Below are 13,822 nucleotides of genomic sequence, written 5' to 3'. Positions count from 1 at the left end.
AGATTTTGATACAATCTATTTAAGATATTAACAATGAGGTGTTCTAATGTCAAAAAACGAAGGATCAAAACAAACTCAAATACTTGAGTGCATCCATGACTACCTAGATGAACATGGGTACCCACCAACTGTTCGTGAGATCTGTGAAGCTGTTGATCTTTCATCAACATCAACTGTCCACGGTCATTTATCAAGATTAGAGAAAAAAGGTTATATTTCACGTGACCCTACTAAACCAAGAGCCTTGGAACTAACGATTGCTGGTTTAAACGTAATTGGTATCAAATCAAAAGAAATTCCTATCATTGGTACTGTTGCTGCTGGTCAACCAATTTCCGCAGAACAAGACTTTGAAGGAACTTTCCCACTACCTCCTGATTTAGTTCGTGACTCTGGTGAATTATTCATGCTTAAGATTCATGGTGAAAGTATGATCAACGTCGGTATCCTTGACGGCGATCAAGTCATTGTTCATGAACAAAATAACGCTAATAACGGCGAAATCGTTATTGCTATGACTGAAGACATTGAAGCCACTTGCAAACGTTTCTACGCTGAGGCTGGGCACTTTAGACTTCAACCAGAAAATGACACGATGGACCCCATCATTTTAAATAACGTTGAAATCGTTGGTAAAGTCGTTGGACTCTATCGACCACAAATTTTTTAACATTTCTGATCAAACATATCTTCTTGGGGAGATATGTTTTTTATTTGCAGTATTATACTAAATTCTTGATTTAAGGGTATAAAAAAAGACTTGCTGTTAAGCGAGTCTTTTTTAGTAAAATTAGATATCACGACGACGTTCTTTAATACGAGCAGCCTTACCAGTACGGTTACGTAGATAGTAAAGTTTAGCACGACGAACTTGACCATATCTAACAACTTCAATTTTATCAACACGTGGTGTGTTAAGTGGGAATGTTCTTTCAACACCAACACCACTTGACATCTTACGTACAGTATATGTAGCACTGATACCAGCACCATGTCTCTTGATTACAACACCTTCGAACAACTGAATACGTTCACGAGTTCCTTCAACAACTTTGGCATGGACACGAATTGTGTCTCCAGCGCGGAATTCTGGAATGTCAGAACGAAGTTGTTCTTTAGTAATTTCTTGAATTAATGGTTTCATTAATCTTTTCTCCCTTACCGACACTCATGCATATCTTTAATAATACACAGCGGAACATCGTTGATTGTGTTTAAACACTTATAATATACTACATTATTTATAGTTACTTGTAAACTACATATCTGAATGAATTTCATTCAGGAGCCTTTGCTCTTCCTCGGTCAATTCTATTGTTTCCAACAAATCGGGACGTAAGCGCAAGGTCTTTTTGATTGCCTCTTTCAAACGCCAAATACGGATTTTTTCGTGATCCCCACTGATCAAAACGTCAGGGACCTTTTTACCTCTGAAATCAGCCGGCCGAGTATATTGTGGATACTCGAGCAAACCATGTGAAAACGATTCTTCCTCAGCTGAAAAATTATTTCCTAAAACACCTGGAACAAATCGCATCGTAGCATCGATCATACTCATAGTTGGTAACTCACCACCGGTCAAAATATAATCACCGATAGAAACTGAATCGGTCACCAAATCTTTGATACGTTCATCAAAGCCTTCATAATGACCACAAATAAAGACTAAATGATCCTCTTGGGCAAAGGAACGGGCCATTTGGGTGTTGAAAGTTTTCCCAGCGGGATCTAATAAAACGACCCGCTTTTTCCCAGGTTTTTGTTCATCTAAATAACTCATAGCATCATAAATCGGCTGAGCCTGTAAAAGCATCCCTGCTCCACCACCATATGGAGAATCATCCACGTGATGTTGTTTATTAGTTGTAAAGTCACGGAAATCTAACACATCTAAATTAAGTAGACCTTTTTCCTGTGCTTTACCGATCAATGACTCATTTAGAGCATCGAACATTTTAGGAAATATACTTAAAATCGAAATATCCATTAATCTATCAATCCATCCGGAAGGTCGACCTGAATAGTTTTCTTATCTAAGTCAACTTTTTTCACTACATCTTTAATATAAGGAACTAACACTTCATCGTATTTGGGACTCTTGACGACCCAAACGTCATTAGCTCCTAGTTCCATTATTTCTGTCACTGTTCCAATTTCACCTAATTGTTGATCGACTACTTTTAGACCAATGATTTGATTATACATAAATTCACCATCAGCAAGCTCAGGCTTTACCTCATCAGTCGTAAATAACTCAGCATTTTTATACTGCTCTACATCGTTGATATTGTCGTAACCCTTAAACTTCAATAAGGTAAATGATTTATGTTTACGTGACGACTCGATCGTAAACTCTTTGGTACCATTGTTGGTCTTCAAGAACAACTTACTACCCGCCGAAAATCTTTCTTGGGGAAAGTCAGTGATCGCGATCACTCGAACTTCACCTTTGATCCCATGAGTATTGACTATTTTACCAACACGGAAAAGTTTGTCTGTCATTTAGTTCTCCAATTATAAAGAAATAGGACCAAGACAAAACGAATTTTATCTGATCCCAATAACTTAATTATTTTGAAAATTTGTTTTCATGATACTTTTGCATCAAACCATCTTTTTTAAGCAAGTTGCGAACTGTATCTGAAGGTTGTGCCCCTTTTTGTAACCAGTCCATGATCTTGTCATCTTCAAGCTTAAGTTCTTCTGGTTGTGAGATTGGGTTGTAGTAACCAACTTGTTCGATGAAGCGGCCATCACGTGGTGAACGTGAATCAGCAACAACGATTCTATAGAAAGGTCTTAATTTACTACCCATGCGTTTCATTCTAATTTTAACTGACATTGTGTTTCCTCCTAAAATTCTTAACTTTGTTAGTATACACAAAAAGAAACACTCTGTAAAGTTTTTTTCTTTACACTTTATTTACTCTTGTATCGCTTGACCTTCTTCAAGCGTTTCTTCTTATTCTTTTTCTGCTTTCTAATCATCGAATGCATCGCCATTTTTCCTAAACGACCTTGAGCTCCGTTACCAAGCATTTGGTCCATGCCCTTCATATTACCCTTGCTCATCTGTTTCATCATATCTTGTGATTGCTTGAATTGCTTGATCATTCGATTGACCTCTTGAACTGAGCGTCCAGAACCTGAAGCGATCCGGCGTCTTCTTGATGGGTTCAATAATTTAGGATCTTCTCTTTCTTGTGGTGTCATCGAATAAACGATGGCCTTCAAATGAGAGATATCTTTTTCATCAATATTGACGTTTGCTAAAGCAGGATTATTAGCCATACCAGGGATCATTTTCATGATTTCATCTAGTGGTCCCATTTTTTGGATTTGGTCCATTTGATCAATAAAATCATTGAAGTCAAAACTATTTTCTTTGATCTTCTGAGCCATATCTTGAGCTTGTTTTTGATCGTAATCTTGCTGAGCTTTTTCGATCAACGTCAGCATATCACCCATACCAAGAATACGGTTAGCCATTCTATCTGGATGGAAGACATCTAATTGATCGAGTTTTTCACCTTGACCAATAAATTTGATTGGTTTACCAGTGACAGATCTGATTGAAAGTGCGGCACCACCACGAGTATCACCATCTAACTTAGTTAAAACGACACCAGTGATATCCAGTTGTTCATCAAAACCGGCAGCAACCTTAGCAGCTACTTGACCAGTCATTGAATCAGCAACAAACAAAATTTCATTTGGTTGTGCTAATTCTTTGATACGTTTCAATTCGTCCATCAGCTTCTCGTCAATTTCCAAACGTCCAGCCGTATCAATGATCACATAATCATTTTTCTTTTCATGTGCCTGAGCCAAACCACTCTTGACGATCTCGACAGGATCCTGATCGGTCCCTTCATCGTAAACAGGTACATCAAGTTGTTCACCAATCGTCTTCAACTGCTCAATAGCAGCAGGACGATAAACGTCTCCAGCAATGAATAATGGACGAGCTTTATCATTTTCCATCAAATGCTTAGCTAACTTACCAGCTGTCGTTGTTTTACCAGCACCTTGAAGTCCAACCATCATGATGATAGTTGGAATATGTGGGGCCTTATTCAATGGAACAGCTTCAGTACCCATCAATTTAGTTAATTCGTCATCAACGATTTTGACCACTTGTTGAGAAGGAGTCAAGCTCTCCATTACTTCTGCACCTAAAGCACGTTCACGAACTTGTTTAATAAAGCTTTTGACAACATCAAAGTTGACATCGGCTTCTAACAAGGCCATTCTAACTTCACGCATGACCGTTCGAATATCGTCTTCAGATAACTTACCTTTACCTCTTAGTGATGAAAAGACTTTATTTAGCCTTTCACTTAATCCTTCAAAAGCCATATTTAACTCCTATTACATCTCATTTATTTTCGAGATCCGTTGGACCAGCCGTAACAATTCCTTGTCATTAGAATAATGCTTCAAAACTATTTGACTGAGCTCACTGGCCACATTATCGATCTCTTGAGTTTTCTTTACTAAACTTAGCTCATTTTCAAACCGCTTCAACGACGCTACAGTCCGATGGATATTATCCAACACAGCTTGGCGAGAAACCTGCAATTGTTCAGCAATTTCTGCTAATGAGAAATCTTCAACATAGTAAAGATTCATATACTGATCTTGTTTTTTCGTTAGTAAAGAATGATAAAAATTATATAACAAAACTATTTCATTAGTACGTTTAATATCCATAATTACTCTCCGGAATTAATGATCAAATCCTTGAATAATCCGTAGATGAATTTCTCAGCGTCAAAATCACGCAAGTCATCCATTTGTTCACCTAAGCCAACCAGTTTAACTGGTAAATGAAGCTCATTACGAATCGCTAGGACGATACCACCTTGTGAACTACCGTCAATTTTAGTCAACACGATCCCTGATACATTAGTTGTTTCATTAAATTGTTTAGCTTGGCTAAGCGCATTTTGTCCAGTCGATCCATCAAGAACTAATAAAACTTCTTGAGGAGCGTCTGGCAATTCACGAGTGATCACACGTTTGATCTTCTCTAATTCACGCATTAAATTTTGTTTATTCTGTAAACGACCAGCAGTGTCGACTAACAGTATATCAAAGTCTTCATTAATTGCACGTTGGACTGCGTCATAAACAACTGAGGCAGGATCAGTTTGAGCAGCCTTAGCTTCAACTGGGACATTAACACGTTTACCCCACTCTTGCAGTTGTTCGATTGCACCAGCTCTAAAAGTATCACCCGCAGCCAGCAAAACTTTTTTACCTTGAGCTTGGAAACGATGAGCTAATTTACCAATTGTCGTAGTCTTACCAGCTCCATTGACACCAACGAATAAGAAGACCGTCGGAGTTTTATCAGTACTAAAGTGTAATGAGTTATCCTCTTCCTTACCTTCTTCATCGTACATGTCGACTAATTTCTCAACGATCACATCGGACACATCGGAACGTTTTTTAACGTTCTTTAATTTGACCTCTTCACGCAATTCATCAGAGATCCTCATGGCTGTTTCATAACCAACATCAGACTCGATCAGCAATTCTTCCAAATCATCGAAGAACTCCTCATCAACGCTTCGGAAATTAGCTAAGAAATGATTGAAACGTTCACTGAATGACTTCCGACTCTTTTTCAAGCCCTGATCGTATTCCTCGACCTCATCATCAGCAGTCTTTTCTTCAGCCGGAGCCTCAGAAGTAGCATTGTCTGAATCGATACTATTCTCAGATTCAGCTTGTTGAACTTGTGCTTCAGCGTCAGTTGATTCAGTAACAGACTCTTCAGATTTTGACTCAGATTCTTCTGCCTTAGCTTCTGGCGTCTCAATCTTGCTCTTGGTAACTTCAGATTCAGTCTCAGAACCTTCAGTTTTGATTTCGTCATCTGGAACAACTTGTTCAGTCGAATTATTCTCAGCAGGCACTTGCTGTGATTCTTCTTTAGTGACCGGTTCAGTTGGTTCAGGTGTCTTCACATCATCTATCGTATCTTGGTTTTCTTTCGGTGATGGCGTAGCTTTTTCTTCAGTTTGAGTTGACTGCTCCTCAGTCGGAGTTTCAGTCGTTTTTTTAGTTTCAACTGGTTTCTGCTCTTCTTGATCAGGATTTTTTTCTTTACCAGTGAAAGCTTTTTTTATTCTACTAAAAAGTCCCATATTTACTCCTATTCTTTTACCTGAACGGACAGGATCCGGGAAACACCAGATTCTTCCATGGTAACTCCGTATAGTCGATTAACATTCATCATTGTACCTTTACGGTGCGTGATGACGATAAATTCAGTATTATCATCGTAACGATTTAAATAATTAGCAAAACGATAAACATTCGCATCATCTAATGAGGCTTCGACCTCATCTAAGATACAAAATGGTACTGGATTGACCTTGATGATAGCAAACAATAAAGTAATTGCAGTTAACGCCTTTTCCCCACCAGAAAGCAAACTTAACCGTTGAAATTTTTTCCCAGGTGGTTGGGCAACGATCTCGATCCCTGTTTCTAATAAATTATCAGGTTCGGTCAAGACCAGTTTAGCACGTCCACCAGCGAACATTTCTGGGAAAATATTTTCAAAGGCCGCTGCAACTTGGTCGAAGGTTTTCTTAAATCTAGTTACAACTTCATTATCCATCTCAGTCATAGTATCAAGCAACTGCTTCCGCGCGATGACAAGATCGTTTTGTTGAGTAGTCAAAAATTCATAACGGTCCTTCACGCTGTCATAATCTTCAATAGCGGAAAGATTGACCGTGCCCAGCTCCTTGATTCCCATCTTGAGAAGATGTGCATCATGCTTGAGTTTTTCAGTATCGACTTCATCAGCCTTGATTTCAGCGATAGCAGCTTCATAAGTAATTTGATATTGTTCCGACAAGATATCCAATCGACTATTGATCTCATTAGACAACTTAGTCGATTTAATGGCTAAATTTTCTTGCTCATCAGAAGCAGATTTTTGGAGATAAAAATTTCTTTGAGCAGTTTGATTTAATTGCTCAGACTCCTCATCCTTCTGATTTCGAGATTTTTGCAGTTTTTGTAAGTCTTCCTTTGACTGTTTGATCTCCTTTTCCAATTGAGCGACTCGTTGCTTGATCTCGGTACTGTTCAGATCGATCTGACTTTTTTCTGAGTCTAATTGGTTCAGGCGATTCTTCAATCCCGTCGACTGTTGTGATAAGTTCTTGATCTCTTGACTAAGTCGTTTATGTTGTTCTGATTCATTTTCAAAATTGCTCTTAACAACGACCAATTTTGTTTGAATATCATGGACCTTTTGGTTAGTCTTTTCCAGCTCTGAGTCATAATCGTTTAAAACTTTTTGTTTTTCATCGATCTCAGCTTGAAGATCAACGATTGTTTGCTTCAATGTGTCGGAAGTTTTGACTTGAGACTTAAGGTCTTCTTCTAAAGCCGATTTCTCCTCTTGCGTTCTTTTTTGATTGAATTGGAGAGTTTGTTGCTGTTCTTGAAAATGTTTTTGTTCATTTTCTTGTGATGTCAGTTGATTTTCTAATTGATTACGTGAGGCAGTATAAGTCTTCAATTCTTCATTGATTGACGCACTGTCCTTTCTTAGATCAACTAAACGATCACGTAAAGCTTGAACGTGCTTTTGCTTGTCATCAAGGGTTTGATCTTGCTGTTGTAGTTTTTGTTTCAACTGCACTAATTCATCTTTTCGAGTCAAAATACTAGTATTGAAACGTCTTTGCTGTCCACCAGTCAATGAACCACCAGCGTTGACTAAGTTTCCATCGACTGTGACAACTCGATACTTTCGTCCCACTGCAGATGAAACTTTCGTGGCCGCATCAATATTTTGAGCAACTAAAACTGTTCCTAAAATATTTTTAGCAATGTTTTCAATTTGTGCTTGGTACTTGATCAAGTCACTAGCAACACCAATGAATCCATCAACTTGGCTAGCACGATTCAAATCATTGGCATAGATTTGACGTGCCTTAATAATATCAACAGGTAAAAATGTTGCCCGTCCTCCACGACTATTACGTAAAAAGACGATACCTTTTTTGGCAGAGGCTTGATCTTTTGTAACAACGGATTGTAATTGATTAGAGGCAACTGTCTCAATAGCGACTTGATATTGTTGAGGTACTTCAATCAATTCAGCGACTGCACCAACAATGCCGGCAATTTTATTACTATTGTTCAGAACATTCTTCGCCCCATCGAAAAAACCAGCATGTTCATTTTCCATATTCTCTAACACGTTTGCTCGGGCTTTAGTTTCTTGCATTTTTTCTAATAACTTCAGATAGGCTGAATTCTCTGACTGGCCTTGTTCAGTTACTTGATTAATGTCTTTTTCAATTTGTTGGCTACGTTTAACTAAATCACGATTATCGTCATCCAAAGTTGACAATTTATTCTTGGAAATAGCAATTTTTTCATTCACCTGGTTCAAATTAGCGATAATTTTATCTAAACGCTGATTTTGATCATCTTCCGAGGCGGCTAAACGAGTTAATTGCTTCTTAGAAAATTTCTGATCATTGCTATTGGAAACCTGTTGCTGTAAAGCATTAACGTAATTATCACGAGCATCATTAATGTTTTGATTTAGGTCTTCTGGTGACTTACTTTGTAAACGTTGTAATTTTTTTAACTGTTTAGAATAATCATCAATTGAACTTTGATAATCATCCAACTGTGCTTGACTCTTAGCTAAAACCTGTTGCTTTTCTAATTTATCTTTTGATAACTCATCAATACGACTGCTGATTGAATTTTTATTAGAGGTATTGAACCCATTTCTTTCAGCAGAAACAGCTATTTCGCCGTTCAACTTTTCTAGTTCTCTTGATTTAACAACTAAATCATTTTGCTGAGCATCAATCTTTTTGACTAACTCAGCCGTCGCCGTCCGATTTTGATTGACCTGTAAATTCGATTTTTTAACTTGATTATCAATATTTTTCAAGCTTTGTTTAACTTCATTGATATTTGATTGAATATGATCACGTTGTCCCGCCAAATCTTTGATTTCAAGGGCTAGAATCTGCTGATATAAAGCATCATATTTGCCCTTCTGCTCTTGATAATCACGGGCAATACTAGCTTGCCTTTTCAATGGTTCGACACGTTGGGATAATTCAGAGACAATATCAGAGACACGGTGTAGGTTGTCAGTCGTCTCTGACAATTTATTCTCTGCTTGCTGTTTCTTTTGTTTGAACAAAGCTACACCAGCAGATTCTTCAATGATCGATCGTCTCTCAACTGGTTTACTGTTGAATATCTCTTCGACTCGTCCTTGCGAAATAATCGAGAATGATTGCTTACCCATCCCCAAATCAAGGAAAATCGCATTGATGTCTTTCAGACGACAAGCTTTATTATTAATCGAAAATTCAGTATCGCCATTGCGAAAAAGTTTTCGACGAATCGTAACATTTTCCTGTGGTGATTTAAGTTCATGGTTAGAGTTATCGAACTCAAGCGTAACCTCAGCTCGATTCATAGGTGATCTAGTATCACTACCAGCAAAGATAACATCTACCATTTTGTCTCCACGTAAACTACGTGCAGATTGTTCTCCCATGACCCAACGGATTGCTTCAGTGATATTTGATTTACCACTACCATTTGGACCGACAATACCCGTGATACCAGTTGTGAAATCTATTTTAGTTTTATCAGCAAATGATTTGAATCCATTGATTGTCAATGATTTTAATGGCATAAACTAAACTCCTATAATTCTTCTAATGCACGCTTGGCAGCCATCTGTTCAGCATGTTTTTTACTGTATCCATAGCCCTTTGATAAAATTTTGTTGTCAACGATCAATTCGATCTCAAATTTTTTATCATGGTCTGGTCCTTCTTCATCGACCACGTGATAGTCAATGTCGACTTCGCCAGATTTTTGTAACTTTTCTTGTAAGTGTGTTTTAAAATCAGTATCTTCAGAAAACTCACCTGAAGCAATATGTGGATAAACAACTTGAGTCAAGAATTGCTCAACAACGTCGTTACCCTGATCAAGGTACAATGCACCGTTGAAGGCTTCAAATATGTCCTCTAACAAAGTGTGGCGTGAACGCGCCCCTTGTTTTTCTTCTCCACGACCGATTTGTAAATATTTATCAATGTGGATTTGTTTTGCAAACTTAGCAAAACTATCTGTTCTAACAATGTCTGACCGCAAACGTGTCAATTTTCCTTCTGGTAATTCAGGAAAGTGGGTAAATAAATATTCGGAAATATTAATTTCTAGTACAGCATCCCCTAAGAATTCCAAACGTTCGTAGTCTCCAATGTTAAGTTCTTTGTGTTCATTATCGTATGAAGAGTGTGTCATCGCTCTTTCAACCATCTTTTTGTCATTGAAAGTAATTCCGTAATCTTCTTTTAATAATTCAAAAAATTTAGGATCTAACATTTTTCGACTCCCTTCAAATACTTACTATTATACTAAATTTTAAAGTTAAATAATTGATTACACAAAAAAATAAGACCAAATGGTCTTATTTTTTGTTATTTGCAATATATGTAACGGCTTCCCCGACTGTGGTGATCTTTTCAGCATCATCATCTGGGATCTCATTACCAAATTCTTCTTCTAGTTCCAAAACGAATTCAACTAAATCAATTGAATCGGCATCTAAATCCTTGGTAAAAGAAGTCTCTTTAGTAATCGTACTCTTATCCACTTCAAACTTATCAGCTAAAAGACTAGCGATTTTATCAAAAACTTCTTGTTCAGACATATTTTTCTCCTTCAATAGCAACTATTGCTCTTTTTGCATTTTTTCAAAATAAGTATTTGCTTTATTGATTGTATCATTAAGCAACATATCATAAATCTGTTTTACAGTATAGAAAATAGTTTCGACATTAGCGGCACCATGCGCCTTAACAACTGGAGATTTGAGACCTAATAAAACAGCTCCACCAGCTCGAGAAGTGTCGAACATTGCTTTGATACCCTTTAGAGATGGAGCAATGATAGCTGCACCCATTTTAGTAAAGAAACCATTGTCCATCAAAGCTTTTTTCAATTCTTTTAATAAAATCGTTGCAGTTCCTTCAGTGGCCTTCAAAGCTGCATTTCCTGTAAATCCATCCGTCACGATAACATCTGCAACACCAGCTAAAATATCGTTCGATTCAACATTACCGATAAAATTGATCTCTTCAGTATTTGAAAGTAATTCATAGGCTTCTTTGTGAAGAGTATCGCCCTTATCTTCTTCAGAACCATTATTCAAAAGACCAATTCTTGGTTCCTTGATTGATTTAACATCTTGAGCATAAATAGATCCCATGACAGCCCATTGTTGTAAGTAACTAGCCTTTGCTTCTGCATTGGCACCTACATCGAGCATATTTACACCTAATGGTGAATTTGTAACTGGTAAAGTAGGCATCAAAGCTGGCCGATCGACTTGTTTGATCCGACCGATGATGAAAATACCAGCAGCTAACAAAGCACCGGTATTCCCTAATGAAAACATTGCATCATTTTCACCATCTTTGACAGATTTCGCAGCTCTGACCATCGATGAATTTTTCTTAGTCCTGATAGCCTTAACAGGTTCATCAGTTCCTAAAACTTCTTCATCAGTGTGGACGATAGTAATATTCTTATCATCTTTAAGATATTTCTTGATCTTTGTTTCATCACCATAAAGGACAAACTCTATATCTGACCATTCATTACGGGCTTTTTCAATACCTTCAACTACAACTTGCGGGGCATTATCGCCACCCATTGCGTCTACAGCTATTTTCATTTTTATTCCTCGCTAATCGAAATTATTTAATTGTTCAAACTCAACACTTAAAAACAATTTTAACACTTTGTTTTCAGGTTTTTCTATCGTATCTGCATCCTTAAACATTTGTTCAGCTTCTTGCTGAGCGGTTTCTAAGATGTTGAAATCAACGATTGGATTACCAACTTTAAAGTCAGGCAATCCTGACTGCTTACTTCCGAGCAGATCTCCAGAACCACGCATTTTTAAATCTTCTTCAGCTAAAACGAACCCATCATTAGTTGAAGTTAAGATTTTCATTCTTTCTAAAGCAATATCATTTTTAGGATCGGCAATCAAAATACAATATGATTGTTTCTGCCCTCGGCCAACACGTCCTCTGAGCTGATGTAACTGCGATAGGCCGAAACGATTGGCATCATAGATCACCATTAAAGTGGCATTAGGCACATCAACCCCGACTTCAATAACAGTCGTTGAGACAAGAACGTCTAATTTGTGAGAGCTAAACTCACTCATAACTTGTTCTTTTTCATCATTTGGCATTTGTCCGTGCAGTAAACCAATTTTATATTTAGGAGCAAACAATTCATTGAATTTATCAAAAATTACTTCAGCATTTTTCAAATCGATTTTTTCTGATTCAGAAATCAGCGGTGTGACCACATATGCTTGGGCACCAGTCTTCAACTCTTTTTCAACAAAACGATACATTTGCTCGATTTTTTGACTTCTGATCCAATAAGTATCAATTGGCTTTCTTCCTGCTGGTAACTCATCGATTCTCGAGACATCCATGTCCCCATAGGTCGTGATTGCCAAAGTCCGAGGAATCGGCGTCGCTGTCATAGCTAAAACATCAGGATTATTGCCTTTCAATCTCAGAGCTTTTCTTTGGTTAACACCAAATCGATGTTGCTCATCAATTACGATTAAGCCTAGATCTTTGAAACTGACACTTTCCTGGATCAAAGCATGTGTACCTACAACAACATTGATCCGACCCTGAGCAACATTTTCGGCAATCGTATCATGTTCTTTTTTAGTCTGTGAACCAGTTAAGATACCGACTTTCAGTTTTAAGGGTGTTAACAGCGAACTAATTTTATCAAAATGCTGTTGGGCTAAGATCTCGGTCGGCGCCATAATAGCTGCTTGAAATCCGGCCGTGACTGACGCAAGCATTGCAGTTACCGCCACGATTGTTTTTCCCGAACCAACATCACCTTGCAGCAAACGATTCATATGATGTTTAGATTGCATGTCATCAAGAATCTCTTTGATGACCCTTGATTGAGCATTAGTTGGCTTAAAGGGCAATTTATCAATGAATTGGTCGATGAATTCCTGATTATAGCTTTCAACTAGGCCATCATTTTCTTGATTGTCACGCGCCTTAACGCTTTGAATGCCACATTCGAACAAGAAGAATTCTCGAAATTTAGCGCTTCTTCTTGCCGCTTCGTTTTCATTCTCATCTTGTGGGAAATGCATCCCTTTGACCATTTGTTCATCATGCATCAATTGATACTTTTGAATGATACTCTCAGGAATAACTGAAATGATATCTTGATGATACTTATCAAAAGCCTCTTTGATCATATTCACTAAAGTTTTCTGACGAATATTTTTATTTACTGAATATACTGAATCGATTGAACCTTCTGAATGACTATCACCAATGACTTTAATACCAGTTAGAGCACGATGATTTTCATTCCATTTACCATAAACGGCTACTTCGTTGCCCGTCTCAAACTTATCTTTTAACCAAGGCTGGTTAAAAAAGGTCACCATGATTGATTCATTTTCGACTAAGATTCGGACATTTAGCCGATTCTTGCGATAACCAAAGTGAGCCACGACCGGATCACTGGCTACAACGCCTTTTAAAAGGATCTTTTCTTGATCAACAGCGTCGTTCAAACTCTTTACTTCCATATCTTCGTATCGAAAGGGAAAGTAAAACAGTAGATCATAAATTGATTTGATACCGAGTGATTCTAATGCGCTGATCCGTTTAGGACCAACTCCAGATAAAGTGGATACTGAAATCTCCTGTAAATTCATACTGCC

Annotated in this window: 13 protein-coding genes; 1 reads left to right on the top strand and 12 read right to left on the bottom strand. The window is 37.6% G+C overall.

What is annotated here, in order from left to right; translation table 11 throughout:
* The first annotated feature begins 46 nt into the window (after positions 1-46).
* Positions 47-670 (top strand): transcriptional repressor LexA, encoded by a 624-nt coding sequence (gene lexA / locus FC27_RS00525; protein WP_010623646.1) that lies wholly within the window; start codon positions 47-49, stop codon positions 668-670.
* Between the two features lie 120 nt (positions 671-790).
* Here lexA and rplS read toward each other — a convergent pair whose 3' ends face one another.
* The 12 genes from rplS to recG all read right to left on the bottom strand — a co-directional run bounded on the left by rplS (position 791) and on the right by recG (position 13,816).
* On the bottom strand, positions 791-1,144 hold the full coding sequence (gene rplS / locus FC27_RS00520) for a 50S ribosomal protein L19 (protein WP_010623647.1): 354 nt from the start codon (positions 1,142-1,144) through the stop codon (positions 791-793).
* Between the two features lie 114 nt (positions 1,145-1,258).
* Positions 1,259-1,987 carry a tRNA (guanosine(37)-N1)-methyltransferase TrmD gene (gene trmD / locus FC27_RS00515; RefSeq protein WP_010623648.1) on the bottom strand — a complete coding sequence of 243 codons (729 nt, stop codon included), beginning with the start codon at positions 1,985-1,987 and terminating at the stop codon, positions 1,259-1,261.
* On the bottom strand, positions 1,987-2,502 hold the full coding sequence (gene rimM / locus FC27_RS00510) for a ribosome maturation factor RimM (protein WP_010623649.1): 516 nt from the start codon (positions 2,500-2,502) through the stop codon (positions 1,987-1,989). Before rimM ends, trmD begins: the two co-directional genes overlap by 1 nt.
* Positions 2,503-2,569: 67 nt before the next feature.
* Positions 2,570-2,842, bottom strand: a complete 273-nt coding sequence (gene rpsP, locus FC27_RS00505) for a 30S ribosomal protein S16 (RefSeq protein ID WP_010623650.1) — start codon at positions 2,840-2,842, stop codon at positions 2,570-2,572.
* A 77-nt stretch (positions 2,843-2,919) separates the two neighbouring features.
* Positions 2,920-4,359: a signal recognition particle protein gene (gene ffh, locus FC27_RS00500; RefSeq protein ID WP_010623651.1), complete on the bottom strand. Its 1,440-nt coding sequence runs from the start codon at positions 4,357-4,359 to the stop codon at positions 2,920-2,922.
* Positions 4,360-4,371: 12 nt separating this feature from the next.
* Positions 4,372-4,713, bottom strand: a complete 342-nt coding sequence (gene ylxM, locus FC27_RS00495) for a YlxM family DNA-binding protein (RefSeq protein ID WP_010623652.1) — start codon at positions 4,711-4,713, stop codon at positions 4,372-4,374.
* A gap of 2 nt (positions 4,714-4,715) precedes the next feature.
* Positions 4,716-6,155: a signal recognition particle-docking protein FtsY gene (gene ftsY, locus FC27_RS00490; RefSeq protein WP_010623653.1), complete on the bottom strand. Its 1,440-nt coding sequence runs from the start codon at positions 6,153-6,155 to the stop codon at positions 4,716-4,718.
* Positions 6,156-6,163: 8 nt separating this feature from the next.
* Complete coding sequence (gene smc / locus FC27_RS00485; RefSeq protein ID WP_010623654.1) at positions 6,164-9,709, bottom strand: chromosome segregation protein SMC; 3,546 nt, start codon at positions 9,707-9,709, stop codon at positions 6,164-6,166.
* Positions 9,710-9,720: 11 nt separating this feature from the next.
* On the bottom strand, positions 9,721-10,410 hold the full coding sequence (gene rnc, locus FC27_RS00480) for a ribonuclease III (RefSeq protein ID WP_010623655.1): 690 nt from the start codon (positions 10,408-10,410) through the stop codon (positions 9,721-9,723).
* An 85-nt stretch (positions 10,411-10,495) separates the two neighbouring features.
* Positions 10,496-10,738 carry an acyl carrier protein gene (gene acpP, locus FC27_RS00475; RefSeq protein WP_010623656.1) on the bottom strand — a complete coding sequence of 81 codons (243 nt, stop codon included), beginning with the start codon at positions 10,736-10,738 and terminating at the stop codon, positions 10,496-10,498.
* 21 nt (positions 10,739-10,759) lie between these two features.
* Positions 10,760-11,764 carry a phosphate acyltransferase PlsX gene (plsX, locus tag FC27_RS00470; protein ID WP_010623657.1) on the bottom strand — a complete coding sequence of 335 codons (1,005 nt, stop codon included), beginning with the start codon at positions 11,762-11,764 and terminating at the stop codon, positions 10,760-10,762.
* Between the two features lie 12 nt (positions 11,765-11,776).
* Complete coding sequence (recG, locus tag FC27_RS00465; RefSeq protein WP_010623658.1) at positions 11,777-13,816, bottom strand: ATP-dependent DNA helicase RecG; 2,040 nt, start codon at positions 13,814-13,816, stop codon at positions 11,777-11,779.
* Positions 13,817-13,822: the final 6 nt, after the last annotated feature.

Origin of the sequence: Companilactobacillus versmoldensis DSM 14857 = KCTC 3814 (assembly GCF_001434295.1) — a bacterium.
Lineage (GTDB): Bacteria > Bacillota > Bacilli > Lactobacillales > Lactobacillaceae > Companilactobacillus > Companilactobacillus versmoldensis.
Note: the sequence above shows the minus strand (reverse complement) of the source record. Positions and strands in the feature narration are given on the sequence as shown.

What these genes read in the sequence shown, in the direction of transcription:
- lexA (WP_010623646.1), top strand. Translation starts at nt 47, where the DNA reads ATGTCAAAAAACGAAGGATCAAAACAAACTCAAATACTTGAGTGCATC.
- rplS (WP_010623647.1), bottom strand. Translation starts at nt 1,144, where the DNA reads ATGAAACCATTAATTCAAGAAATTACTAAAGAACAACTTCGTTCTGAC.
- trmD (WP_010623648.1), bottom strand. Translation starts at nt 1,987, where the DNA reads ATGGATATTTCGATTTTAAGTATATTTCCTAAAATGTTCGATGCTCTA.
- rimM (WP_010623649.1), bottom strand. Translation starts at nt 2,502, where the DNA reads ATGACAGACAAACTTTTCCGTGTTGGTAAAATAGTCAATACTCATGGG.
- rpsP (WP_010623650.1), bottom strand. Translation starts at nt 2,842, where the DNA reads ATGTCAGTTAAAATTAGAATGAAACGCATGGGTAGTAAATTAAGACCT.
- ffh (WP_010623651.1), bottom strand. Translation starts at nt 4,359, where the DNA reads ATGGCTTTTGAAGGATTAAGTGAAAGGCTAAATAAAGTCTTTTCATCA.
- ylxM (WP_010623652.1), bottom strand. Translation starts at nt 4,713, where the DNA reads ATGGATATTAAACGTACTAATGAAATAGTTTTGTTATATAATTTTTAT.
- ftsY (WP_010623653.1), bottom strand. Translation starts at nt 6,155, where the DNA reads ATGGGACTTTTTAGTAGAATAAAAAAAGCTTTCACTGGTAAAGAAAAA.
- smc (WP_010623654.1), bottom strand. Translation starts at nt 9,709, where the DNA reads ATGCCATTAAAATCATTGACAATCAATGGATTCAAATCATTTGCTGAT.
- rnc (WP_010623655.1), bottom strand. Translation starts at nt 10,410, where the DNA reads ATGTTAGATCCTAAATTTTTTGAATTATTAAAAGAAGATTACGGAATT.
- acpP (WP_010623656.1), bottom strand. Translation starts at nt 10,738, where the DNA reads ATGTCTGAACAAGAAGTTTTTGATAAAATCGCTAGTCTTTTAGCTGAT.
- plsX (WP_010623657.1), bottom strand. Translation starts at nt 11,764, where the DNA reads ATGAAAATAGCTGTAGACGCAATGGGTGGCGATAATGCCCCGCAAGTT.
- recG (WP_010623658.1), bottom strand. Translation starts at nt 13,816, where the DNA reads ATGAATTTACAGGAGATTTCAGTATCCACTTTATCTGGAGTTGGTCCT.